The sequence below is a fragment of the Pseudomonas songnenensis genome (genome assembly GCF_003696315.1).
Classification (GTDB): domain Bacteria; phylum Pseudomonadota; class Gammaproteobacteria; order Pseudomonadales; family Pseudomonadaceae; genus Stutzerimonas; species Stutzerimonas songnenensis.
The window spans coordinates 297,121-320,859 of sequence record NZ_RFFN01000004.1 but is presented as its reverse complement, the minus strand read 5'-3'; the positions used below and the strand labels follow the sequence as shown (position 1 = coordinate 320,859).

Genomic DNA, 23,739 nt, shown 5'->3' with positions numbered 1-23,739 from the left:
CGTACTTCAAGCCTTTCACGTTTGTTGGGCGTTAAGTTGCGGGGAATATCGGCAACTCTATAAATCTGTAGAATAAATTTGTGCTAATCTGTATCTACAGAAACAAACTGTCGGAGCCACTGCCATGTCAGCCACCCTTCAAGTAGCCGCCTTTTCCAAGGATCAATGCACAACTGGATTGCGCGCTGCGGTGAATATTCTGGAGAAATGGCAGGCCACGACCGAACAGGCCTGTCGGATTCTGCGTATTTCCCGCAGCACTCATGCGCGCGCCAAGTTACGTAATGCCGACTGGTCGGTGAATCTGGATCCGGATCAGATGCAGCGCATCAGTTTCATCCTCAATATCCACGCCGCTCTGCGACTGATCTTCGATAATCCGGAGAACACCTACGGTTTCCCTGGCATGCCCAATCACAACGAATTCTTCAACGGCCGTTCACCGCTGGAGGTCATGGCGCAGGGCGACATGATTTCGCTGTACGAGACATTCCGGCGGATCGACAGCCTGCGGGGCGCGCAGTGGTAGTGCCGAAGCGGCTGCCGGTTCGGCCGTCGGCGAAGCTGCAGGCATATCGGTTGGTCAACTCGAAGTTTCCGCCCATCGAGCTGTTCGATGACGTGGCCGACGCCGATGAGTTCGACATGCTTTATCAGCTCCAGGCCCTGACGAACCCGCGCCTGCACAACGAGACCGGCCGACTCGAGCTGATTCCCCGCGGCGAGATCCCGTTCGGCATTCCCGGCTGCTCCTATGCCACCGCTCCGTTCACCCATGTGAATCCCTCAGGCTCGCGTTTCAGCGATGGCAGTTACGGCGTGCTCTACCTGGCCGACAGCATGGAAACGGCCCTGGCTGAAGTGCGCCATCACCAGGAGCTGTACTGGTCCGGCGTGGTGGGTCTGAACTTCGAGCGCTTCGTCTTTCGCGGATTGTCGTGCCAGTTTGACGAGGCAGGCCTGCTGGATGCCACGACCGTCGCGCTGACCGACCCGATCTACGATCCGAATGACTATTCCGCGGCGCGCCAGTTCGGTCGCCAGCTCCGGCAGGACGGCTTTGCAGGTCTGCGCTACCGCTCGGTGCGCAAGCCTGGCCAGCATTGCTGGGCGCTCATGACGCCGCGCAATGTGCTCTCTGTTGTCCAGACCGCCCATTACGAGATGATCTGGAACGCCGGAATTACCAGTGTCAGCGCCATCGGCGAGGTTTCGCCGTAGGCCCGCCCGGCGCCGCTCGTCCGCACGCGCGTGACTGCCAACCAGCTGTAACAAACTCCGCGCATCCTTTGCTCAAGGACTCCCCCATGGCGCATGGACGCTCCCCCGAACAGACGATGTGAGGACGCGACGATGAGCAAGCGATCACTCGAAGAACTGGTTACCCGTTCGGATATCAGCGCACTGCAGCCGATGGCGCACTGGCGTCGTGGCCGTCGCAGCGGGCAGGAGAAAACGGGGCCGAACGCTGCGGCGCTGATCCAGCGTGCCGCGACCGATATCGGCATGTTGAAAGCTGCCATTGCGCATTAAGCGAAACGGCACCTGAGCCGCAAGCAGCCCGAAACGGGCTGCAATGCCCACGGCAGAGCATTTTTCAGCCTTGACTGCTGTCAATGGCAAAAATAGTAAGCAGCCTATCGTTCGCTCCGATGCCAACCAAGGGAGCAACACATGAGAAAGCTGCGTCCACATCATCTGACACCCTGCCTGCTTAGCGTCGGGCTGTTCTGCAGTCCTGCGATCCTCGCCGGGGAGAACTTCAGCGACCTGATCACCGACGCCAAGCCGATTCTGGATCTGCGCTATCGCTACGAGCACATCGACCAGGACAACGCACTCAAGCACGCCAATGCGCAGACGCTGCGCACCCGTGTCGGCTTTCAGACCGGCAAGTGGTACGGCCTGTCGGCGCTGGTCGAAGCAGACAACGTAAGTCGACTGGGTGATGCCGCCTACAACAGCACCCGCAATGGACAGACCGACTACTCGGCAGTACCCGATCCCGACGGCAGCGAAATCAACCAGGCGCTGTTGCGCTACGACCATGCGTTCGGCAGCGCCATTGCCGGCCGTCAGCGCATCAATCTGGACAATCAACGTTTCGTAGGTGGCGTCGCTTGGCGGCAGAACGAACAAACCTACGACGGCGTGCTGGGCCAGCTGCAACCGCTCGACAAGCTGACGCTGACTTACGCCTACATCGATAACATCAACACGATCTTCGGCCCGGGCGACAACCGTTTCGACAATCGCGCCAACCCGGCCAATATCGAAGGCCACAGCCATCTGTTCAATGCCCGCTACGCGCACTCACCGGAGCTGACGGCCACCGCCTACAGCTATCTGCTGGGACTGGACAACATCGCCACCGCACCCGCCGCTGCGCTCGGCACCCTGTCCAGCAAGACCACCGGCCTGCGTCTGAATGGTGCCCTCCACGGCATCAGCTATGCGCTTGAATATGCGCGCCAGCAGGACTACGCCGGCAATCCTCAGGAGCTGAGCAGCGAGTACTACCTGGCCGAGCTGGGCTATGCCCTCAAGGGTGCGACGCTTAAAGCGGGCGTGGAAGTACTGGGCGGCGACTCGGGGCCAGGCAATCGCGCCTTCCAGACGCCGCTGGCCACCAAGCACGCCTTTCAGGGCTGGGCCGACACCTTCCTGCTGACGCCAGCGGACGGTGTGCAGGACGTTTACCTGGGGGGCACACTACCGCTCTTCGGCGGCACGCTGCAGGCCTGGTACCACGATTTCCGCGCCCAACGCGGCAGCGAGCAGTACGGGGAAGAGATCAACATCGGTTACAGCCGCGCGATCCCGCTGGTCAAAGGGCTGGTCGCAACGGTCAAGTACGCCGGCTACGACGCGGATGACTATTCGGTGGATACCGAGAAACTCTGGGCACAGCTGCAGTACACCTACTGAGCGATACGGGTCGGGCGTTCGCGCCCGACCTTCCCTAATCAGCTATTGCGTGTGACGCGGCAGACGCAGCGAAATAATCGCGGCGAGCAGTACGAAGAGAGAAGACACCCACAGGCAAGCCTGTAACCCATAGGCCTGGAACACCCAGCCTGAGAGCAAGGTACCGATCAGGCGACCCATGGCGTTGGACATGTAGTAGAAGCCCACGTCCAGCGAAACGCCGTCTTCCTTGGCATAGCTGACAATCAGGTAGCTATGCAGCGAGGAATTCACCGCGAACAGCGCACCGAATAGCAGCAGCCCGCCGATCAGCACCCATTGGGGCGATGCACCAGCTGTCAGGCCCACAGCGATTGCCGCGGGTAGCGCCGCCAGCAGTGCGGCCCAGATGAAGGCCACACGTCCATCCGGTACCTTGCCGCTGCGCTTGCCGGTAATGGCCGGCGCCATCGACTGGACGATGCCGTAGCCGATGATCCAGCAGGCCAGAAAGCCGCCGACCATCCAGAAATTCCAGCCGAAGACAGTGCTCAGGTACACCGGTAGCGCGATGACGAACCAGACATCGCGCGCCCCGAAGAGAAACAGCCGCGCGGCCGACAGCACGTTGATTGCCTGGCTTTTGGAGAGGATGTCCTTGAACTTCGGTTTGGCCTTCGCCTTGCCAAGATCCTTTTTCAACAGGACCAGGCTGCTGATCCAGATCACGGCTAGCACCGCAGCCATCGCCAGGACCGCGCCGGCGAATCCCAGCAGCGTCAGCAGTGCGCCACCGAGGAAAAATCCCACGCCCTTGAGGGCATTCTTCGAGCCGGTGAGGATGGCTATCCATTTGTACAGCCTGCCCTGCTGGCTGTCGGGCACCAAGAGCTTGATTGAGCTCTTGGCCGACATCTTGTTCAGATCCTTGGCGATACCGGACAACGCCTGCGCACCCATCACCCAAGGCACCGTCAGCCACGCCGCTGGTACGGTGAGCATCAGCAGTGCCACCACCTGCATCGCCAAGCCGAGGTTCATCGTCCGGTTCAGGCCGAGTCGAGCGCCGAGATAGCCGCCAATCAGATTGGTGACGACACCGAACACCTCGTAGAACAGAAACAGCGCCGCGATCTGCAGTGGCGTGTAGCCCAGCGAATGGAAATGCAGCACCACCAGCATGCGCAGCGCGCCATCGGTGAGCGTGAACGCCCAGTAGTTACCGGTGACGATCAGGTACTGGCGCACCTCGGGGGACAGTCGGGCAAGGGCTTGCATGGTCGGTTCCGGATTGATTGAGCAGGTGTATTGCGCAGCTAGATTGGCGAGGAGTTATGGCGTGGCATGCCGAGAAAAGAGCGTCGGGGGCGTCGAGTCACGGATTTGCCGTAGGGTGGGCTTCAGCCCGCCACCCTGCCGTTTTCCATAACCCGCACCGCTCTCAGCGAACGCCTCTAAGCGGCATCTCACCCTGCCTGCCCCACCATGCGCGCCAGTTCCACGGTGCGGTTGGCGTAGCCCCATTCGTTGTCGTACCAGGCGTAGATCTTCACCTGAGTGCCGTTGACGACCATGGTCGAAAGCGCATCGATGATCGACGAGCGCGGGTCGGTGCGGTAATCGATGGAAACCAGCGGTCGTTCCTCATACCCGAGGATGCCCTTCAGCTCGCCCTCTGCCGCGGCCTTGAGCAGCCGGTTCACCTCAGCGGCATCGGTAGCGCGCTCCACTTCGAACACGCAATCGGTCAGCGAGGCATTGGCCAGTGGCACGCGCACGGCATGGCCGTTCAGCTTGCCGCGCAGCTCGGGAAATATCTCGGCGATCGCCGTGGCCGAGCCGGTGGTGGTGGGAATCAGGCTCATGCCCGAGGCGCGGGCGCGGCGCAGGTCCTTGTGCGGCTGATCAAGGATGCTCTGGGTATTGGTCAGGTCATGGATGGTGGTGATCGAACCGTGGCGGATGCCGAGCTGCTCATGGATCACCTTGACCACCGGCGCCAGGCAGTTGGTGGTGCAGGACGCTGCAGTGACGATGCGATGCTGCACCGGATCGAACAGCCCATCGTTGACGCCCATGACGATGTTCAGTGCACCCGGCTCCTTCACCGGCGCGCTGACCACCACGCGTTTGACGCCTTGCGCCAGATACTGCTGCAGCATCGCCACGGTCTTCATCTTGCCGCTGGCCTCGATGACCAGATCGCAGCCCGACCAGTCGGTTTCGCTGATCGCCTTGTTGGCGCTGACCTTTATTCGCTGGCCATCGATCACCAGGCAGTCGCCATCGGCGCTCGCTTCGCGCTGCCAACGTCCGTGGACCGAATCGAAGTTCAGCAGGTGCGCATGGGTCGCCGCGTCGCCAGCGGGATCGTTGATCTGCACGAAGTCCAGCTCCGGCCAATCCCATGCCGCGCGCAGTGCCAGACGTCCGATGCGGCCGAAGCCGTTGATGCCTACATTTATGCTCATGGATGACTCGCTCCTGAAATGATGGATCAGAGATTGCGCGGCGCGAACATGATGATCGCCATGCCCAGCATCGCCACGGCGCAGCCAAGCAGGTCCCACCAGGTCGGGCGAACGCCATCGACCAGCCACAGCCAGACCAGCGCCACGCCGACATACACGCCGCCATACGCCGCATACACGCGCCCGGCGGCGGTGGGATGCAGCGACAGCAGCCAGGCGAACAGCGCGAGGGAAAGCGCAGCCGGCAGCAGCAACCAGATACTCTTGCCCTGTTTCAGCCAGAGGTACGGCAGATAGCAGCCGACGATCTCCGCTATCGCGGTAATGACGAACAGGCCAAGCGTATTCAGCATGCGAAGCCCGTCATGCGCCGAAGCGTTCGATCCAGCCGACATGGGCCGGATGCTGGATAGCCTTGGGGCGCAACGCCTGGACGCTGGCGATAGCGGTTGCACGCGGCACGTCGCGGTCTATCAGGATGCGCGCTGCGATCAGTCCGGTACGACCAGAGCCACCCTTGCAGTGAATGGCGACGCGTTTGCCAGCATCCAGCAGTTCATTGATCCGATCCGCCGACTGTTCCCAGGCCTGGTCGAAGTCCGCCAGCGGCACCTGCTCGTCGGCCACCGGCAGGTGAAACCATTCAAGGCCGCGCTCGGCGCAGAGTTGCGGCAGCTGCGTCGCCTCGTTGCGGGCCAGCTCTTCGGCGGGCATCAAGGTGATCAGCGCGTCGGCACCGGCCGCGTGCAGGGTCGCCAGCGCCTCGTCGACGCTGCTGCCCTTGCTGCCGGGACACGGTGTGAAGATCAGCTGACCGGCGCTGCCGGGTACATCGAGGATGTCGTAGGGATGGGACACGCGGGCGATTCCTGGAAGTCAGATGGAGCGTTGATTGACGCGACGGGACAGCGCTTCGGCCGACTCCTTGCGTTCCGAATAGCGATCGACCAGATAGTCGGCCCGACCGCGTACCAGCAGGGTGAACTTGATCAGCTCCTCCATCACATCCACCACGCGGTCGTAATAGGCCGAGGGCTTCATCCGCCCTGCCTCGTCGAACTCGAGATAGGCCTTGGCCACTGAGGACTGGTTGGGGATGGTGAGCATGCGCATCCAGCGACCCAGCACGCGCATCTGATTGAGCGCATTGAATGACTGCGAGCCGCCGCTGACCTGCATGATCGCCAGCGTCTTGCCCTGGGTCGGCCGCAGCGCGCCCATGGCCAGCGGCACCCAGTCGATCTGGGCCTTGAATACCGCGCTCATCGAGCCATGCCGTTCCGGCGAGCACCACACCTGGCCCTCCGACCACTGCATCAGCTCGCGCAGTTCCTGCACCTTCGGATGGCTGTCCGGTGCATCGTCCGGCAGCGGCAATCCGGATGGATTGAAGATGCGCGTCTCGGCACCGAAACGCTCCAGCAGACGCGCAGCTTCCTGCACCAGCAGACGACTGTAGGAGCGCTCCCGGTTGGAGCCATAGAGCAGCAGGATGCGTGGTTTGTGCTCCGGACCTGCCGGCAGGGCCAGCTTGTCGAGGTCGGGCACGTCCAGTAGTTCGGGGTCGATATTGGGCAGGTCGTCGTACATGGGGTAATCCTGAAAGTTGTGGCGAGTGAACGAAGCGATTCAGCTACACACCGTCGCCCGCTCGGGTCGGTTGCGCATGCTGTCGAGGCGCTGCACGTTGTCGCTCAGCCAGTTCTTGTTGGCAGCCAGGATCGGCTGCAGCATGTCAGTCACCCAGTCAGGCAGATGCGGATGGAGCCGGTAATACACCCACTGGCCCTGACGGCGGTCTTCCAGGATTCCGCAGCCGCGCAGCAGCGCCAGATGCCGCGAGATCTTCGGCTGGCTTTCATCCAGCGCGCAGGTCAGCTCGCATACACACAGCTCGCCCTCACGGGCGATCAGCAATGCAATCCGCACGCGAGTCTCGTCCGCCAGGCATTTGAATACAGTGGTAGGTGTCAGGTGCTCGACCATTGATATCTTCTCAGCGCTTGTTCTTGACCAACACGAACATCTTGATCCGCTCATGTATCTCGTGAAGCGTGTGCCGGTAGGCATCCGGCTGGTCGCTGCTGGCAGGGTCTTCGAAGTTCCAGGCGATGTACTCACCCGCGCCAGGCAGCGCGTGGCACTCCAGCGATGACTTGTCACAGAGGGTGATTACGAAATCGAACTGCTGCCCCTCCAGTTCCGTCAGCGATTTGCTACGCAAACCCGCGGCCGGCACGCCGAGTTGCTCGAGCGCCGCCAGGGCGCGCACATCGACCTCGGTCGGTGCGGTGCCCGCACTGAACGCTTCGAAGCGCTCCGAATCGGTGTGCCGCAGCAGCGCCTCGGCAAGCTGCGAGCGCGCCGAATTGGCAACGCAGACAAACAGGACACGCGATTTGTAGGCCATGAAGCAGCTCCCCACAAGATATGCCTTGGCGAATATATTGCTTAACGTATAACCAAGTAAAGCACGCTGGGGTTCGGCCGCCTCTTTCAGGCCGCGGCAGAAGGTGAATTTGTTCCACCGGAGCAAGAAGCGTATATTCCATATCACATATATTTGATCGAACGAATATCACCCTTCTGCGGGAGTCGCTTGATGCCAGCACCCAATGTTTTCGATGTCATCATCATTGGTGCAGGACAGTCCGCCCTGACGACCGCGTACTTCCTGCGGCGCACGTCGCTGTCCTATCTGTTGCTGGATGAACAGCCCGGCCCCGGCGGCGCATGGCTGCACGCCTGGGAGTCGCTGAGATTGTTCTCCCCCGCCGCCTGGAGCTCGATTGCCGGCTGGCCGATGCCCACTCCAACCGAGCCGGGCAACCCAACGCGCAACGACGTTATCGATTATTTGCGACGGTACGAAGACCGCTATCAATTTCCGATTCAGCGACCGGTCAGAGTCGATACGATCAGCCGCCTCGACGATCTCTGGCTGGTGCAGGCTGGCGATCAGCAGTGGCTGGCTCGCGCGGTCATCAGCGCGACCGGCACCTGGAGCAGACCGTTCATTCCGGCTTCCCCAGGCCTGGAGCGTTTTCAGGGCCAACAGATTCACTCAGCCCACTACCGAAATCCGGCCGCTTTTGCAGGTAAACGGGTGATGGTGGTGGGCGGCGGCAACTCCGGTGCGCAGATCCTCGCCGAGGTATCCAGAGTCAGCGAAACAGTCTGGATCACCCAGGAGCCACCCGCGTTTCTGCCCGACGAGGTCGATGGCCGCGTGTTGTTCGAGCGCGCCACCGCGCGTTGGAAGGCGCAGCAGGAAGGACGCAGCATCGACGAGCCGGCTGGCGGCTTCGGTGACATCGTCATGGTGCCACCTGTCCGCGAAGCGCGGGAACGCGGCGTACTGGTGGCCGAGCGTCCCTTCGCGCACTTCACAGCAACGGGCGTCGAATGGGAAGACGGACATAGCGAAGATTTCGACGCGGTGATCTGGTGCACCGGCTTTCGCCCGGCGCTGGATCATCTGCGCGGGCTCGGCATCATCGAGGCTGATGGCAAGGTTCTGGTGGAGGATACCCGCGCCGTGAAGCAGCCCAATCTTTGGCTGGTGGGTTACGGCGACTGGACCGGCATGGCTTCGGCCACGCTGATCGGCGTTACCCGCACAGCACGAAGCACTGTCGACCAGGTCGTGCGGACCCTTGCCGCGGTATCGCCGCTAGCTCTGCAGTAATCAATCCAAGCAATCCGACAAGGTGTAATTAGCGATGTCCAGTCAATGTGAAGTGGTCGGCAAGCAAGCCGCCGGCGCCCCACTCGGCTTTTTCGAGCGTTACCTGACGCTCTGGGTTTTCCTCTGCATCGTCGCCGGTACCCTCCTCGGCCTCAGCCTGCCCGATGCTGCGCAGGCCATCGGTGCGCTGGAAGTCGCCCATGTGAACATCCCGGTCGGTCTGCTGATCTGGGTGATGATCATCCCGATGCTGATGAAGATCGATTTCTCGGCGCTGAGGGAGGTCTATGCCCAACGGGCGAGCATGGGCATCACGCTGTTCGTCAACTGGGCGGTCAAGCCATTCACCATGGCACTGCTTGGCTGGCTGTTCATCAAGCATGTCTTCGCACCCTGGCTACCGGCTACCGAACTCGATAGCTACATGGCCGGCCTGATTCTGCTTGGCGCCGCTCCCTGCACCGCGATGGTCTTTGTGTGGAGCAATCTCTGCAACGGCAACGCCAACTTCACCCTGACCCAGGTTGCGCTGAACGACGTGGTGATGGTGTTCGCCTTCGCGCCGATCGTCGCGCTGCTGCTGGGCGTTTCTTCCATTCCGGTGCCCTGGGATACCTTGCTGCTGTCAGTAGTGATGTACATCGTCATTCCGCTGGCCATCGCCCAGTTCATCCGCGGCCGGCTGATGAAACGTGGCGAACCGGCCTTCCAAGCGGCACTGGCGAAGGTGCAGCCGTTTTCCATCGTCGCGCTGCTGGCAACGCTGGTTCTGCTGTTCTCCTTTCAGGGCGAGGCGATCGTTGCTCAGCCATTGATCATCGCCATGCTCGCCGTACCAATCCTGTTGCAGACCCTGTTCATCGCCGGGCTCGGCTACTGGCTCAATCGCCGTTTCCGGGTTCGCCACGATGTAGCCGGCCCGTCCGCGATGATCGGTGCTTCGAACTTCTTCGAACTGGCCGTCGCCGTCGCCATCGTGCTCTACGGCTTCAATTCCGGAGCCGCACTGGCAACCGTGGTCGGCGTGCTGATCGAGGTGCCGGTCATGCTATGGCTGGTGCGCAACATCAACCGCAGCCGCGACTGGTATAACCGAGCGCTGCCTGCTCGCTGATCCACCAGGGAAACATTCATCAGCACTTGACCTTGATCAGCAGGGCTCGGCGCAAGCCGACTAACATCCTTACGAGATGTCTGACAGGACCCTAGAAATGGACAGCCCCGCGCACGAGCCCACTGTACCAGCCGGCCACACCCCGCCTTCGCTAAGAAGGCATCTGGGCAACTTCTGGCGTGGCCACCCGGCAGAGGTGAAGGTGCTGCTTGGCATGTGCGCCGCGTTCCTGTTGATCTTCTTCCTGCCGATGGGCCAGCCGCGCTTCGAAAACGCGGTACTGGAAGGCCTGCGGCTGACCCAGTGGTACGCCCGCGAGCACGTGATCCTCTGCCTGTTGCCGGCATTCGTCATCGCTGGTGCGATGGCCGTCTACATCAGCCAGGGCGCCGTGATGAAGCACCTTGGCCCAGCTTCGCCGAAACCGGTGGCCTTTGGCGTGGCATCCGTCGCCGGTACGCTTCTCGCAGTATGTTCCTGCACCGTATTGCCGTTGTTCGGCGGTATCTACAAGCGTGGCGCAGGGCTGGGCGCAGCGATTGCGTTTCTCTATTCAGGGCCGGCGATCAACGTGATGGCCATCGTGGTGACCGCCAAGGTACTCGGAGCCGAGCTGGGAATTGCCCGAGCCGTCGGCGCTATCGTTTTTGCCCTGGTGATTGGCGCCATCATGCATCTGCTCTACCGCCATGAGGAGGCGGCACGTGCAGCCAAAGGCGCGCGCGGCTTCACCGATGACGACAACGGCCACCCGATCGCTGACATCGTGGCGCTGTTCGGCTTGATGATTGGCATCCTGGTCTTCGCCAACTGGGCAAGAGCTGACAGCGCCGCATGGATGGCTGTGTTCAGTTGGAAATGGCCGATTTCCGCGGTACTCGCCATATTGCTCGCGACGCTACTGGTACGCCGCTGGCGATGGTCGGTGCGGCCGTTGCTGGTTACCGGGGCGTTGGTCGCGGCAAGTGCCTTACTCAAACCTCAGTGGCCGGAACTCGCCATGGTCATCGGCATTGCCGGCCTGATGTTGCAGGCCAGTCGCGAGAATGCCGCAGGCCAGGAATGGGTGGGCCAAAGCTGGGATTTCACCAAACAGATCATGCCGTTGCTGCTGGCTGGCGTGCTGATCGCCGGCATGCTGCTCGGTCGGCCCGGCCATGAAGGATTGGTTCCCAGCGAATGGGTGGTATGGGCAGTCGGCGACAACAGTTTCACCTCCACCCTGCTCGCCTCGGTTCTCGGCGCGTTCATGTACTTTTCCACACTGACTGAAGTGCCAATTGTGGAGGGTCTGTTAGGCGCCGGAATGGGCAAGGGGCCGGCGCTGGCAATTCTTCTCGCGGGTCCCGCCCTGTCACTGCCGAACATGCTGGTCATCCGCACCGTGCTCGGCACGCAGAAAACGATTGTGTACTGCTCGCTGGTGGTGGTGATGGCCACGCTCAGCGGTTATCTCTATGGCCAACTGATGTGAGAACGACGATGAAACTGACGGTCTATGGATCCGGCTGCGCCAAGTGCCAGCAACTCACCGCCAACGCCGAAGCGGCCGCGCGGCGTCTTGGGCTCGATTTCGAGGTTGAAAAGGTCACCGACGTCAACGCCATCATCGACGCGGGCGTCATGCGCACCCCGGCGCTGGCAATAGACGAAGAAATCGTTGTGGAAGGCAAGGTGCCTAGCAGTGATGAGCTCCAACAACTGCTTGGCTGAGTGACGCGGTGCATCTACCGTGTCGCACCGGCGCCACGGCATTGCTTTGCCGAACGGAACCGTTCTGCCTGGTTCACGGCCTCACAAGGTGAGCTGCCAGGAGAATGAGAAGTGTCCGATTCGATGACGTATCTGGCTATCGCGGCCGCAGTGGCCCTGATAGCCCTGAATCTGCTCGCGGTCATCAGCGTATTCAAAAGCGACCGAACCGTAGGCGCAAAAGCGCTCTGGGCGATCGGCATCGCTGTCTTTCCGATTCTGGGACTGCTGTTCTGGCTGCTGGTCGGCTTGCGCCGCGCCCGCTGATCAGGGCTTCAGGCCAAGCAGATACAGAGCCCTGCCGAGTACCCTTACCGAATCGGCGTGCTTGCCGGCCTGATGCAACTGCTCGCCCTCGGCGCGCAACTCCCGAACCTGCTGCAGCGTGGCCGTATCCTTGGGCGGATTGGTCCTGAGCTGCTCGTCGATCTTGGCCATATCCATGGGGCAGTGCATCGCCAACAGCGGCGAGCTGAAGAGGATGGCAAAAGCAAAAGCTGTGAGACGGCGCATGGCTATTCTCCCGCGCAAAAGGCGCTGAGAAAGTATAGATAGCCTCTGTAGAACCGCCTGCTGTCGAGCCCGAAGGTCCCGCAATTTCTGTCGCGCAAAGAAAAAGCCCCAAGCAACGAATTGCTTGGGGCTCTTCAATATGGAGGCCGATGTCGGAATCGAACCGGCGTACACGGATTTGCAATCCGCTGCATAACCACTCTGCCAACCGGCCTCAAAACGAAGGCGCCGCATGATTACTGCGGCGCGATCTTACAAACTGGAGCGGGAAACGAGACTCGAACTCGCGACCCCGACCTTGGCAAGGTCGTGCTCTACCAACTGAGCTATTCCCGCGCTGTCTTGGTGACGGGCGCCATTCTATACGATCGAAGGCTGCCGTCAACCCTTTGATTAAAAAAGTTTTTATTTCTTTTCGGTGGTGCTCAGGTGCGGCCAGGCAGCCATCAGGTAATTGATCATCGACCACAACGTCAGCCCAGCCGCCACAATCAACAGCGCGTAGCCCAGGCCTACCCAGATGGTCGGCTGCGGCGGATTGGCAAGCAGGATAACCAGCGCCACCATCTGCGCGGCGGTCTTCCATTTGCCCAGGTTCGACACCGCGACCTGGGCCCGGGCGCCCAGTTCGGCCATCCACTCGCGCAGTGCCGAGACGACGATCTCCCGACCGATGATGATAGCGGCCGGCAGCGTCAACCAGAGGTTGGAGTGCTCCTCGACCAGCAGCACCAGGGCCACCGCCACCATGAGCTTGTCCGCGACCGGATCGAGAAAGGCACCGAACGGTGTGCTCTGCTCAAGCCGGCGCGCCAGGTAGCCGTCGAGCCAGTCAGTCAGCGCCGCCACCGTGAACACGGCGCTTGCAGCCAGGTAACTCCAGTAGAACGGGAGATAGAACAGCAAAATAAAGATGGGTATCAGCAGCACGCGTAGAACGGTGAGCAGGTTCGGGATATTCATCGGTACCACTGATCGGCGGAATTCGGGGACAGTTTACTCACTGTGCAGAGCCGCATAAATCGACTCGGCGAGCTTTTTGCTGATACCGGGAGCCTTGGCGATCTCATCCAGGCTCGCTCTGCACAGTTCCTGAAGACCGCCAAAATGCGTAAGCAGTTCGCGGCGGCGTTTCGGACCGATGCCGGGAACCTCCTCCAGCGTCGACGTCCGCCGCGCTTTTCCGCGTCTGGCACGGTGACCGGTTATGGCAAAACGGTGGGCCTCGTCGCGCACCTGCTGGATCAGGTGCAATGCCGGTGAGTCGGCCGGGAGGGTGAATTCGTGGGCCGCGTCGTTGAGGTAGAGCGTTTCCAGGCCAGGCTTGCGGGTGACCCCCTTGGCCACGCCGAGCAGGATCAGCTCCGGCACCGCCAGCTCCTCAAGCACCTCGCGCGCCATATTGAGCTGGCCCTTGCCACCGTCGACCAGCAGGATATCCGGCAACTTGCCCTCGCCTTCCGCCGCCTTGCGAAAGCGCCGGGACAGCGCCTGATGCATCGCTGCATAGTCATCGCCCGCGGTAACGCCTTCGATGTTGTAGCGGCGATAGTCGGACTTGAGTGGGCCTTCCGGGCCAAACACCACGCAGGATGCTACCGTCGCCTCGCCACTGGAATGGCTGATATCGAAGCACTCCAGACGTTGTGGCTGCTCGTCGAGCTCCAGTGCCTCGGCCAGTGCTTCGAAGCGTGCCGAAAGGTGCTGTCGGTTCGCCAGGCGCGCGCCCATCGCCTGCTCGGCATTGGTCAACGCCAGCTGCTGCCAGCGTGCTCTCGTACCCCGGACGCGATGAGTGATGGTCAGTTCTACGTCGCGCAGCTCGGAAATGGCGTCGATCAGAGTGGCGAAATCCTCGTGCACGGCATTGACGATCAGCTCGCCCGGCAGGTCGCGTTCCGTAGCGCCCAGGTAGTACTGTTCCAGAAAGGCTTGCAGCACCTCGCTGACGCTTTCCTCGATGGCCACCTGTGGAAAGAAGTTCTTGCTGCCCAGCACGCGGCCGCCGCGCACGGTGATCAGATGCACGCAGGCGCCGCCCGGGCTCACCACTGCGGCGACGATATCCACGTCGCCGGTGCCGCCTTCCATGCTCTGCTGGTCCTGCACCCGGCGCAGAATGCCGATCTGATCGCGAATTTCCGCGGCGCGCTCGAAATCCAGGCTAACAGCCGCCTTTTCCATGTTGCGTGACAGCTCTTCGGCCAGCGCATTGCTGCGCCCTTCGAGGAACATCACCGAATGGCGTACGTCTTCGGCGTACTCCGCCGGCTCGACCAGGTTCACACAGGGCGCCTTGCAGCGCTTGATCTGGTACTGCAGGCAAGGCCGCGTGCGGTTTCGGTAGTAACTGTCTTCGCACTGGCGCACGAAGAAGGCCTTCTGCAGCAGGCTCAGGCTTTCGCGGATCGCTCCCGCACTGGGGTAAGGCCCGAAGTAACGCCCGGGCTCCTTCTTCGCGCCGCGGTGAATGCTCAGTCGGGGGAATTCGCCGGCTGAAAGAAACACATAGGGATAGGACTTATCGTCACGCAGCAGGATGTTGTACGGCGGCCGCCACTGCTTGATCAGCGTCTGCTCGAGCAGCAGCGCCTCGGTTTCGTTGGCGGTGATGGTGGTCTCGACCTGCGCAATCTTGGCCACCAGGGCTGCGGTCTTGGGCGCCTGCCCCGTCTTGCGGAAGTAGCTGGCCAGGCGCTTCTTGAGGTTCTTGGCCTTGCCGACATACAGCAGCTTGGCCTGCGCATCGAACATGCGATAAACGCCCGGACGGCCGCTGCAAGCCGCCAGGAACGCCGATGAGTCGAAGGTTTCTGTCATCAGTTGACGGTGTCGACCATCCCGTGACGAACCGCCAGCAGGGCCAATTCGACATCACTGGTAATCGACAGTTTTTCGAAGATGCGATAGCGGTAGGTATTGACCGTTTTCGGCGAGAGACAGAGCTTGTCGGAGATGCTCTGCACTTTCTGGCAGTTGGCGATCATTAGCGCGATCTGGATTTCCCGCTCGGAGAGCAGGTCGAACGGCGACTCGCTGAGTTGCGGCTGGAACGACTTGAGCGCCAGCTGTTGGGCGATCTGCGGGCTGATGTAGCGTTGGCCGCCAAACACCATGCGAATGGCCTGCACCATCTCCTCCAGGGCCGCACCCTTGGTCAGATAACCCGCTGCCCCGGCCTGCAGCAGGCGCGTCGGGAACGGATCTTCCTCACAGATGGTGACGGCGATGACCTTGAGATCTGGATAGCTGCGCAGCAGCTTGCGGGTCGCCTCGAGGCCTCCGATACCCGGCATCTTGACGTCCATCAGGACGACGTCGGGCTTGAGCTCCCGAGCCTTGCGGATCGCGTCCTCGCCGGAATCGGCCTGACCTATTACCTGTAGTCCGGAGATGTCCGCCAGCATACGACTGATGCCCGTGCGAACCAGATCGTGGTCATCGACCACCAGCACCCTAATCAAGCAGACACCTCATTGACCGTATTAAAAGCTGGCTGGCTGCTCGCTTTTTCAGGAGCGAACTCTAACAAAAAAATCATCGGCCTGGCCGATCAAGACACAGGGAACTGATCGAGATCATTAGTCCACATCGACCGGCCGACGAACTGCACACTGAACACCGCTGGACGGCCAAAGTCACAATCGGATGACCGCCGCTAGGGTTTTCCATGCTCACGCTTATCGCCGCGTTGGCACTGACGGCTACGCACGTGCTGGCCGGAAGGCTAAACGAGCTGCACCAGCTGCCACGTAGCCGATGGCTTTCCGCCGCCGGCGGCGTTGCCGTCGCCTATGTGTTCATTCACCTGCTCCCTGAACTGGCTCAAGGACAGCAGGTGATGGAGGATAGCGGGTTCCATCCGCTGCGCTATCTGGAACACCACGCTTATCTGCTGGCCCTGCTTGGTCTGGCCTGCTTCTACGGACTGGAACGGCTTATAAAGCAGCACCGTAGTGAACGCTCCGACAACGAACCGTCGCACGCCAGCGTGTTCTGGCTGCACGTCGGCGCATTCGCCGGCTACAACGCGCTGATCGGTTATATCCTGGCCAACCGCGACCCGGGCCAGACGCTTGAACTGGTCTGGTACACCGTAGCCATGGCGCTGCATTTCATGGTCAATGACGTGGCCCTTCAACACGACCATCAAGGCCTCTTCGCCCGTCGCGGGCGTTGGATTCTGGCAAGCGCGACACTGGTCGGTTGGGCCTTCGGTGCGACCATCGAGCTATCGGAACTGGGCGTCTCGGCCGTCACCGCGTTCATCGCCGGCGCGATCATTCTCAACGTGCTCAAAGAAGAGCTGCCCGGCGAGCGCAACAGTCGATTCGGCGCGTTCCTGCTCGGCTCGCTCGGCTACTCGCTGCTGCTATTGATGCTGTAACGAATCACCTACGCGCGCAGCGCCAGAATGCGTCTCGCGCCAAGCAGGACGACCAGGCCGATCAGGCCACCGATGAACAGGTCCGGGTAGTTCGACCCGGTCCACGCGACCAGGCCGCCAGCTACGATCACGCCGACATTGATGAGCACGTCGTTGGCCGAAAAGATATAGCTGGCCTTCATGTGAACACCGCCGTCGCGGTGCCTGGCGATGAGCAGGAGACAAGCGACATTGGCGATCAGCGCCACGCAGGACACAGCCATGATCATCAGTGATTGCGGCTCGCTGCCCGAGAAAAAGCGCCGGCCGACCTCCACCAGCAGGCCGAGCGCCAACAGCCCCTGCAGCCAACCGGCCAGCTGTGCCGCACGCATCTGCAACCGTGCAGCCCGGCCGACCGCATAGAGCGCGACCCCGTACACAGCGGCGTCGGCAAACATGTCCAGCGAATCGCCAATCAACCCGGTCGACTGCGCTACCAGCCCGGCCACCAGCTCGAAGATGAACATGATGGCGTTGATCGCCAGCAGGACTTTCAGCGTGGCCGCTTCCTGCTCCTGGGTGCTGCCGACACGTACGCCAGGCGCAGTTTCTGCTGCCTGGGTCTGCGTAAGCCTGGCGCCCAGCCCCAAGGCCACCAGACGTTCGCTGAGCGGATCGACGCTGCAGTCATGGACAACTGTCAATGTCCTGTTGGGTAGATCGAAGGCCAGTTGGCGGACACCCTCGCAGCTGGCGAGCGCCATACGGATCATCCGCTCTTCGGCGGGGCAATCCATTTTCGGCACGCGATACACGCTGACCCAGCGCCCGGCACCGGGCTCCGGCTCGCCTGCTGGTTTGTTCGCAGCGGCCGGCCCACAGCCGCAGTCATGATCAGCACAACTCATCTTTCCCTCCCCTGCTGCCACCACGCCGAGCCTGCTCGACCAGGGCACTGTAACAATGCGCCTCATCATAGCGGCGCGCAGGTCCTACAACACAGCGCAGCGTTTCCTGCGGCTCACCCCCTTGGTTTGCGCATCAGGCGATAAACAGCCGGAATCACGAAGAGCGAGAGCAGGGGCGCGCTCAGCATCCCGCCGACCATGGGCGCAGCTATGCGGCTCATCACCTCGCTACCGGTACCGGCACCCAGCAGGATCGGCAGCAACCCGGCGACGATCACCGCGACAGTCATGGCCTTAGGCCGCACACGCTGCACCGCACCTTCACGGATGGCATCGCACAGCGCCGCCTCATCGTGCAGCCCGTCGCGCTGCCGTTCGGCCCAGGCATTCTTCAGATACAACAGCATGATTACGCCGAACTCCGCGGCGACGCCGGCCAGTGCGATAAAGCCAACGCCAGTGGCCACCGAGAGGTTGAAGCCCATCAGGTAAAGGAACCAGACCCCACCGGTCAGCGCGAAAGGCAGCGTGAGCATGATCAGCACGGCCTCATCCAGACGACTGAAGGTCAGGTAAAGCAGTACGAAGATGATCAGCAAGGTCGCCGGCACGACCAGCTTGAGCCGCTCGTTGGCACGCTCGAGAAATTCGAACTGCCCCGAATAGCTCAGGCTCATGCCGGGGGGCAAGGCAACATCGGCGCTGATCGCTGCGCGCAGGTCGGCAACGACCGAAGCGATGTCGCGGCCGCGCACGTCCACGTATACCCAACCGGCTAGCCGAGCGTTCTCGCTACGCAGCATTGGCGGGCCGTCGCTGACCCGTACCCGTGCCACACTGCCAAGGGTGATCTGGCTGCCCTGCGGCGTCAGGATGGGCAACTCCTCCAGTGTCTGGGGCGTGTCCCGCCATTCTCGCGGATAGCGCACACTGATTGGGTAGCGCGCCAGACCCTCGACGGTTTCACCAACGGTTTCGCCGCCGATGGCGCTGGAAACGATGGATTGCACATCGGCGATGTTGAGGCCGTAGCGCGCCGCATCCCGGCGATCGATATCGATATCGATGTAACGCCCGCCGACCAGGCGCTCGGCAAACGCCGAGCTGACACCCGCAACGCGCTTGGCAACGGCTTCCACCTGCTGGCTGACACGATCGATCTCTTCCAGATTGGCGCCGGCTATCTTCACCCCGATCGGGCTCTTGATGCCGGTGGCAAGCATGTCGATTCGGTTGCGAATCGGCGGTATCCAGATATTGGTCAGACCGGGCACCTGAACAGCCCGATCCAGCTCATCGACCAGCTTCTCCGGCGTCATGCCAGCGCGCCACTGCTCGCGCGGCTTGAAACGGATGGTGGTCTCGAACATCTCCAGTGGGGCCGGGTCGGTGGCCGACTCGGCGCGCCCCGCCTTGCCGAACACCGTTTCGACTTCCGGAACCGTGCGGATCATCCGGTCGGTCTGCTGCAGCAGCTGGGCTGCCTTTTGTGCCGAAAGGCCTGGCAGCGCCGAAGGCATGTAGAGCAGATCGCCCTCGTCCATGGGCGGAAGAAACTCGCCGCCCAGACGCGACATCGGCCATAGCGTCGTAGCCAGGATCAGCACGGCGACCGCAATGGTGATCTTCGGGTGCTCCAGAACCCTGTCCAACGCGGGACGATAGACCCGGATCAGCCCGCGATTGAGTGGGTTACGCGCCTCGTCCGGCAACTTGCCGCGAATCCAGTAACCCATCAGCACCGGTACCAGCGTCACCGAAAGCCCGGCTGCGGCCGCCATCGCGTAGGTCTTGGTAAACGCCAGCGGCCCAAACAGACGCCCTTCCTGCGCCTCGAGGGTGAATACCGGGATGAACGACAGGGTAATGATCAGCAGGCAGAAGAACAGCGCAGGGCCGACCTCCTCTGCTGCGCTGGTCATCACCCGCCAATGCTCTTCGCCTGCCAGCGCCTTGCCGGGATTGGCGTGGCGCCAGGCCTCGGCCTTCTTGTGCGCGTTCTCGATCATCACCACAGCGGCATCAACCATCGCGCCAATGGCGATGGCGATCCCGCCGAGCGACATGATGTTGGCGTTGATGCCCTGGTAGCGCATCACCGCGAAAGCGATCAGTACGCCGATGGGAAGCGAAACGATGGCCACCAGCGACGAGCGCAAGTGCCAGAGGAAGATGCCGCACACCAGCGCGACGACGATAAATTCCTCCAGCAGTTTGACGCTCAGGTTTTCCACCGCGCGATCGATCAGCTGACTGCGGTCGTAAGTGGTGACGATTTCGACACCCGTTGGCAGGCTGCGCTTCAGCTCCTCGAGCTTGCCGTGCACGGCGGCAAGCGTTTCCCGTGCATTCTTGCCGCTGCGCAGGATGACCACGCCGCCAACGGTTTCCCCCTCCCCGTCGAGTTCGGCGATACCCCGACGCATCTCAGGGCCGAGCTGCACATGCGCAACATCACCGAGCGTAACCGGCACGCCCTTGGCGCTGAGCTGCAGAGGAATCTGCCGGAAGTCATCAAGGGTCTGCAGGTAGCCCGAGGCGCGCACCATGTACTCGGTTTCCGCCAGCTCCAGTACGGCGCCGCCGGTTTCCTGATTGGCCATACCGATGGCCTCGATCACCTGGGCCTGGGTTATGGCAAGGCTGGCCATCTTCAACGGATCGAGCACCACCTGGTACTGCTTGACCATGCCGCCGATGGTCGCCACTTCAGCCACGTTTGGCAGCGTGATCAGCTCGTACTTGAGAAACCAGTCCTGCAGGCTGCGCAACTGAGCGAGATCATGCCTGCCGCTGCGGTCGACCAGCGCGTACTGGTAGATCCAGCCGACACCGGTGGCATCCGGCCCGAGCGAGGGCTTGGCGCTGGCCGGCAGGCGACTCTGAACCTGGCTCAGATACTCCAGTACCCGCGAGCGTGCCCAGTACAGGTCGGTGCCGTCCTCGAACAGCACATAGACGAAGCTGTCGCCGAAGAACGAATAGCCTCGCACAGTCTTGGCTCCGGGTACCGAGAGCATCGTTGTGGTCAACGGGTAGGTCACCTGGTTCTCGACGATCTGCGGTGCCTGTCCCGGATAAGGCGTGCGGATGATGACCTGCACATCCGAGAGGTCTGGCAGTGCATCGATTGGCGTGGTTCGTACCGCCCAGATCCCCACGGCAGTCATCAGCAGGGTCGCCAGCAACACGAGAAACCGGTTCAGCACGGACCAGCGGATCAATGCGGCGATCATGGCTGCTTCTCCACGAGCTGAACGCGCTCGATCAACAAGCCCTGATCGGTTTCCCGCACGGCGAAACGAATCCGGTCTTGCGCCTGGACACCGTGCAGCAACGCCGTGTCGGCCACCGCGAAGCTCATCGTCATGCCCGGCATGCCCAGCGTATGGAACGGTCCATGGGCGATCTTCACCCGGTTTTCGTCCAGCGCAAGAACGCGGCCTTCGGATTCATGCAGCGCCGGTGCGACCTGCGCATGATCGTGCGCGTGCCCCGTATCGTCGGAAGGCGGCGACGCCACGATTCCGCGCAGGCTGGCTTCCGAATCCAGCAGGAACTGCCCCGAGGCCACGACCTGCTGCCCTTCTTCGAGGCCTGCGACGACGGCGGTCTGGCTTGCGCTCTCGCGGCCCGTTACGACCTCTACCGGCCGGTAACGGCCACCGGCCTCGGCGAGCATCACCAGGCTGCGCCGACCGGTCCGGATCACGGCCTCGCTGGGGATCAGCAGAGCCGAAGTGTTGTCTGCGCCATTCAAGGTTGCCTGCGCGGTCAGCCCGGGCCTCAGCAGGCCTTGCGGATTGGGCAGCTGCACGCGCACGCGCAGGGTACGGCTGGCGGCATTGGCCTCCGGCAGCACGGCAGTGATGGTGCCTTCGATACGCTCCCCTGGCATGGCCGGCAGGCGCGCGGTAGCTCGTTGCCCTACGCCTATCCCTGTGCTCTGCGCCTCCGGCACGGCAACTTCCAGCCAGACGCTGTCCAGGCCATTGATCCGCGCCAGCGGCGCACCGGCCGCCAGGCTCATGCCCTCACGCACGTCGAGCTCCTGCAGTACGCCGGAAATGGGGGTGACGATGGTGATCGAAGCACTGACCTTTCCACTGCGCTCAAGCTGACTGATGGTCGCCGCTGGCATTCCAGCCAGACGCAGCCGCTGGCGGGCAGCGTCCAACAGTGCCGGTTCGCCAATACGGCGTAGCGCCAGGTACTCCTCCTGCGCGGCCGACCATTCGGGAATCAGCAGATCGGCCAGCGGGGCGCCCTTGTCGAGCAGATCACCCGGGGCATGATGGTAGACACGCTCGACGAAGCCGCCCGCGCGGGCCTGAACCACGGCCACATCGCGCGCGTTGTATTCGAGCACGCCAACCGCTTCGATCTGGCTGGCCAACTGCCCGCGCGTCACTGATGCCAGACGCACGCCAAGGTTCTGCGTGATGCCGGCATCGATGCTGATGGCTGCCGCGTCGCCACTCTCGCCGGCATAACGTGGCACCAGATCCATATCCATGAATGGCGATTTACCCGGTTTATCGAAGCGATGCTGCGGCACCATCGGGTCGTACCAGTACAACACCTGGGCCTGGCTCACTACAGTTTTGTCCAGATGCTCTGCACCGTGCTCGTCCTGACTGGCAAGCCAATAACCGGCAGCGCCACCGAGCATCGCTGTCAGAGCGGCCAAGCTGAGGTTTGCAAACGTATTCCGGCTCATTTGGCGTCTCCGTAGGCGAGGTGCAGCCGCGACGCGGCGGTGGCCACCAGTCCTTGCAGGTCGATCTGTTTCAGGCGGGTTTCGATCAGCTCATTGCGTGCGCCGAGTACCGCCTCCAGGTCATTGGTGCCGGCCCGGTAGCCAGCCATGGCCAGTTCGGTCTTTTCCCGCGCAAGAGGCAGCAGCACCTCTTCGTTTCGCTGCTGGGCGCGCTGCAGGCGCTCCAGCTCAGCCAGCTCCACGTCGAGCTGCTCGGCGAACTCACGCACCATGGCTTCTCGCTCTGCCTCCAGCTGGTCGAGCTCCGCATAGCGCGCGGCGATCCGCGGGTTCTGCCGCGAACGCTGGAACACTGGCAGATCGAAGCTGAACTGCAGATTGACCATATCGCCGTACTCGCGACCGCGCTTGAGGTAGCTGACCTCCCAGCTCCAGTCGATCTGCTTCTCGGCGGTCGCCTCGCGAATGCGTGCCCGGGCCTCTTCGGTCATCGGTGCATAGGCGCTCAGCTGAGGATGGCTGGCGACGCGACGGATCAACTGGTCGTGCCCAATCGTCCACTGTGGCGACTCACCACGCAGCGGCTGGTTGCCAGCCTCGCCAACCCAGCGCACCAGCGCCGCGCGGGCCTGGCGATATTGCTGATGCAGTTCGTCCTGGCGCTCTGCCAGAAGGGCTGCCTGCTGCCTCGCGGTGACGCTGTCGGTCAGCTGCCCTCGCCCACCGGCGATACGTGCCCGAATCGCTTCGCCGAGCAGGCGGTTTTCCTCGAACAGCTCATCGAAGAGCTGAATCTTGCGCTCCACCGAGTGGGTAGCGATCCACGCCTGAGCCGCCGCCAGATGCACCCTGAGGGTTTCGACCTCACGCGCCGCATCGGCACGTCCGACCGCGGCGTGGGCCACGTCGGTACGCGCCTTGCGCTTGTCCCGATTGGGTACCTCTTGCATCAGGCCAACCATACGCATGGTCATCCCATCGTCGGTGAGGCTCCAGCGCTCAGCGCCCTCGACGGGCAGGTTCTGCACGCCGAGCAGCAGCTTCGGGTCCGGTAGCTCACCTGCAGCAATGGCCTCGCTGCGCGCTGCGTTCAACCTGGACGCCTCGGCTCGCAATGACGGTGCTTGCTGTTGTGCAAGGCTGAGGGCGTCGTCGAAGGTCAGACCCGTAGCGGCGACAGGCCAGGCGAATGCGCAAATGCAGGCCAAGGCGGCGACGGGCCGATACTTCCCTATGACTTGGAAGTTCATGGAGTGGATTCCTCGATATTCCTGCATGCCGCAGCGGCATGCTTACA

At 62.2% G+C, this 23,739-nt stretch carries 25 protein-coding genes and 2 tRNA genes; 10 read left to right on the top strand and 17 right to left on the bottom strand.

The window, feature by feature from the left end:
• The first annotated feature begins 124 nt into the window (after nt 1-124).
• From EA798_RS13735 to EA798_RS13720, 4 genes are all read left to right on the top strand, one after another.
• The gene (locus tag EA798_RS13735; RefSeq protein ID WP_106154899.1) at nt 125-529 is read left to right on the top strand and encodes an antitoxin Xre-like helix-turn-helix domain-containing protein; all 405 of its coding nucleotides are present in this window, start codon (nt 125-127) and stop codon (nt 527-529) included.
• Nucleotides 529-1,221 carry an RES family NAD+ phosphorylase gene (locus EA798_RS13730; protein WP_061373597.1) on the top strand — a complete coding sequence of 231 codons (693 nt, stop codon included), beginning with the start codon at nt 529-531 and terminating at the stop codon, nt 1,219-1,221. The genes EA798_RS13735 and EA798_RS13730 overlap by 1 nt, the downstream gene beginning before the upstream one ends.
• A gap of 132 nt (nt 1,222-1,353) precedes the next feature.
• Entirely contained in the window at nt 1,354-1,533 is a 180-nt protein-coding gene (locus EA798_RS13725) for a hypothetical protein (protein WP_013982782.1), read from the top strand.
• A 141-nt stretch (nt 1,534-1,674) separates the two neighbouring features.
• Nucleotides 1,675-2,928 (top strand): alginate export family protein, encoded by a 1,254-nt coding sequence (locus EA798_RS13720; RefSeq protein WP_122099307.1) that lies wholly within the window; start codon nt 1,675-1,677, stop codon nt 2,926-2,928.
• A 42-nt stretch (nt 2,929-2,970) separates the two neighbouring features.
• On the opposite strand, the gene arsJ is transcribed toward EA798_RS13720, so the two are convergent.
• The 7 genes from arsJ to EA798_RS13685 all read right to left on the bottom strand — a co-directional run bounded on the left by arsJ (nt 2,971) and on the right by EA798_RS13685 (nt 7,788).
• On the bottom strand, nt 2,971-4,185 hold the full coding sequence (gene arsJ, locus EA798_RS13715) for an organoarsenical effux MFS transporter ArsJ (RefSeq protein ID WP_122099306.1): 1,215 nt from the start codon (nt 4,183-4,185) through the stop codon (nt 2,971-2,973).
• Between the two features lie 188 nt (nt 4,186-4,373).
• A complete protein-coding gene (locus EA798_RS13710) occupies nt 4,374-5,378 on the bottom strand; it encodes an ArsJ-associated glyceraldehyde-3-phosphate dehydrogenase (protein WP_122099305.1) in 1,005 nt (334 codons plus the stop codon).
• A 26-nt stretch (nt 5,379-5,404) separates the two neighbouring features.
• Nucleotides 5,405-5,731 (bottom strand): YnfA family protein, encoded by a 327-nt coding sequence (locus EA798_RS13705; RefSeq protein WP_122099304.1) that lies wholly within the window; start codon nt 5,729-5,731, stop codon nt 5,405-5,407.
• Nucleotides 5,732-5,741: 10 nt separating this feature from the next.
• On the bottom strand, nt 5,742-6,236 hold the full coding sequence (locus EA798_RS13700; RefSeq protein WP_122099303.1) for a cyclin-dependent kinase inhibitor 3 family protein: 495 nt from the start codon (nt 6,234-6,236) through the stop codon (nt 5,742-5,744).
• Between the two features lie 18 nt (nt 6,237-6,254).
• The gene (gene arsH / locus EA798_RS13695) at nt 6,255-6,968 is read right to left on the bottom strand and encodes an arsenical resistance protein ArsH (protein WP_122099302.1); all 714 of its coding nucleotides are present in this window, start codon (nt 6,966-6,968) and stop codon (nt 6,255-6,257) included.
• Nucleotides 6,969-7,007: 39 nt separating this feature from the next.
• Complete coding sequence (locus tag EA798_RS13690; protein ID WP_106154905.1) at nt 7,008-7,364, bottom strand: metalloregulator ArsR/SmtB family transcription factor; 357 nt, start codon at nt 7,362-7,364, stop codon at nt 7,008-7,010.
• A 10-nt stretch (nt 7,365-7,374) separates the two neighbouring features.
• Entirely contained in the window at nt 7,375-7,788 is a 414-nt protein-coding gene (locus EA798_RS13685) for an arsenate reductase ArsC (RefSeq protein ID WP_122099301.1), read from the bottom strand.
• Nucleotides 7,789-7,980: 192 nt separating this feature from the next.
• On the opposite strand from EA798_RS13685, the gene EA798_RS13680 reads away from it, so the two are divergent.
• From EA798_RS13680 to EA798_RS13660, 5 genes are all read left to right on the top strand, one after another.
• Nucleotides 7,981-9,066, top strand: a complete 1,086-nt coding sequence (locus tag EA798_RS13680; protein WP_122099300.1) for an ArsO family NAD(P)H-dependent flavin-containing monooxygenase — start codon at nt 7,981-7,983, stop codon at nt 9,064-9,066.
• 34 nt (nt 9,067-9,100) lie between these two features.
• Nucleotides 9,101-10,180 (top strand): ACR3 family arsenite efflux transporter, encoded by a 1,080-nt coding sequence (gene arsB, locus EA798_RS13675; protein ID WP_122099299.1) that lies wholly within the window; start codon nt 9,101-9,103, stop codon nt 10,178-10,180.
• 97 nt (nt 10,181-10,277) lie between these two features.
• Nucleotides 10,278-11,654, top strand: a complete 1,377-nt coding sequence (locus EA798_RS13670) for a permease (protein ID WP_122099298.1) — start codon at nt 10,278-10,280, stop codon at nt 11,652-11,654.
• A gap of 8 nt (nt 11,655-11,662) precedes the next feature.
• The gene (locus tag EA798_RS13665; RefSeq protein ID WP_003284956.1) at nt 11,663-11,893 is read left to right on the top strand and encodes a thioredoxin family protein; all 231 of its coding nucleotides are present in this window, start codon (nt 11,663-11,665) and stop codon (nt 11,891-11,893) included.
• Between the two features lie 123 nt (nt 11,894-12,016).
• Nucleotides 12,017-12,199, top strand: a complete 183-nt coding sequence (locus EA798_RS13660; RefSeq protein ID WP_204156840.1) for a PLDc N-terminal domain-containing protein — start codon at nt 12,017-12,019, stop codon at nt 12,197-12,199.
• Here the strand turns inward: EA798_RS13660 and EA798_RS13655 are convergent, their stop codons facing one another.
• The 6 genes from EA798_RS13655 to gacA form a co-directional block, all read right to left on the bottom strand.
• On the bottom strand, nt 12,200-12,445 hold the full coding sequence (locus EA798_RS13655; RefSeq protein ID WP_122099350.1) for a hypothetical protein: 246 nt from the start codon (nt 12,443-12,445) through the stop codon (nt 12,200-12,202). It lies immediately after the preceding gene.
• 140 nt (nt 12,446-12,585) lie between these two features.
• Nucleotides 12,586-12,659 (bottom strand) — tRNA-Cys (locus EA798_RS13650).
• 46 nt (nt 12,660-12,705) lie between these two features.
• Nucleotides 12,706-12,781: transfer RNA gene (locus EA798_RS13645), tRNA-Gly, on the bottom strand.
• 69 nt (nt 12,782-12,850) lie between these two features.
• Nucleotides 12,851-13,408, bottom strand: coding sequence for a CDP-diacylglycerol--glycerol-3-phosphate 3-phosphatidyltransferase (pgsA, locus tag EA798_RS13640; protein WP_106154912.1), 558 nt, complete (start codon nt 13,406-13,408; stop codon nt 12,851-12,853).
• A gap of 33 nt (nt 13,409-13,441) precedes the next feature.
• Nucleotides 13,442-15,265 carry an excinuclease ABC subunit UvrC gene (uvrC, locus tag EA798_RS13635; RefSeq protein ID WP_122099297.1) on the bottom strand — a complete coding sequence of 608 codons (1,824 nt, stop codon included), beginning with the start codon at nt 15,263-15,265 and terminating at the stop codon, nt 13,442-13,444.
• Entirely contained in the window at nt 15,265-15,909 is a 645-nt protein-coding gene (gene gacA, locus EA798_RS13630) for a response regulator transcription factor GacA (RefSeq protein ID WP_003284948.1), read from the bottom strand. The genes uvrC and gacA overlap by 1 nt, the downstream gene beginning before the upstream one ends.
• Before the next feature lie 206 nt (nt 15,910-16,115).
• Between gacA and EA798_RS13625 the strand changes: the two genes are divergently transcribed.
• Nucleotides 16,116-16,832, top strand: a complete 717-nt coding sequence (locus EA798_RS13625) for a hypothetical protein (RefSeq protein WP_122099296.1) — start codon at nt 16,116-16,118, stop codon at nt 16,830-16,832.
• 8 nt (nt 16,833-16,840) lie between these two features.
• Here the strand turns inward: EA798_RS13625 and EA798_RS13620 are convergent, their stop codons facing one another.
• The 4 genes from EA798_RS13620 to EA798_RS13605 form a co-directional block, all read right to left on the bottom strand.
• Nucleotides 16,841-17,722, bottom strand: coding sequence for a cation efflux transmembrane domain-containing protein (locus EA798_RS13620; RefSeq protein WP_122099295.1), 882 nt, complete (start codon nt 17,720-17,722; stop codon nt 16,841-16,843).
• Nucleotides 17,723-17,835: 113 nt separating this feature from the next.
• Complete coding sequence (locus tag EA798_RS13615) at nt 17,836-20,958, bottom strand: efflux RND transporter permease subunit (RefSeq protein WP_122099294.1); 3,123 nt, start codon at nt 20,956-20,958, stop codon at nt 17,836-17,838.
• Nucleotides 20,955-22,442: an efflux RND transporter periplasmic adaptor subunit gene (locus EA798_RS13610; RefSeq protein WP_122099293.1), complete on the bottom strand. Its 1,488-nt coding sequence runs from the start codon at nt 22,440-22,442 to the stop codon at nt 20,955-20,957. Before EA798_RS13610 ends, EA798_RS13615 begins: the two co-directional genes overlap by 4 nt.
• Complete coding sequence (locus EA798_RS13605; protein ID WP_122099292.1) at nt 22,439-23,692, bottom strand: TolC family protein; 1,254 nt, start codon at nt 23,690-23,692, stop codon at nt 22,439-22,441. Before EA798_RS13605 ends, EA798_RS13610 begins: the two co-directional genes overlap by 4 nt.
• Nucleotides 23,693-23,739 lie beyond the last annotated feature (47 nt).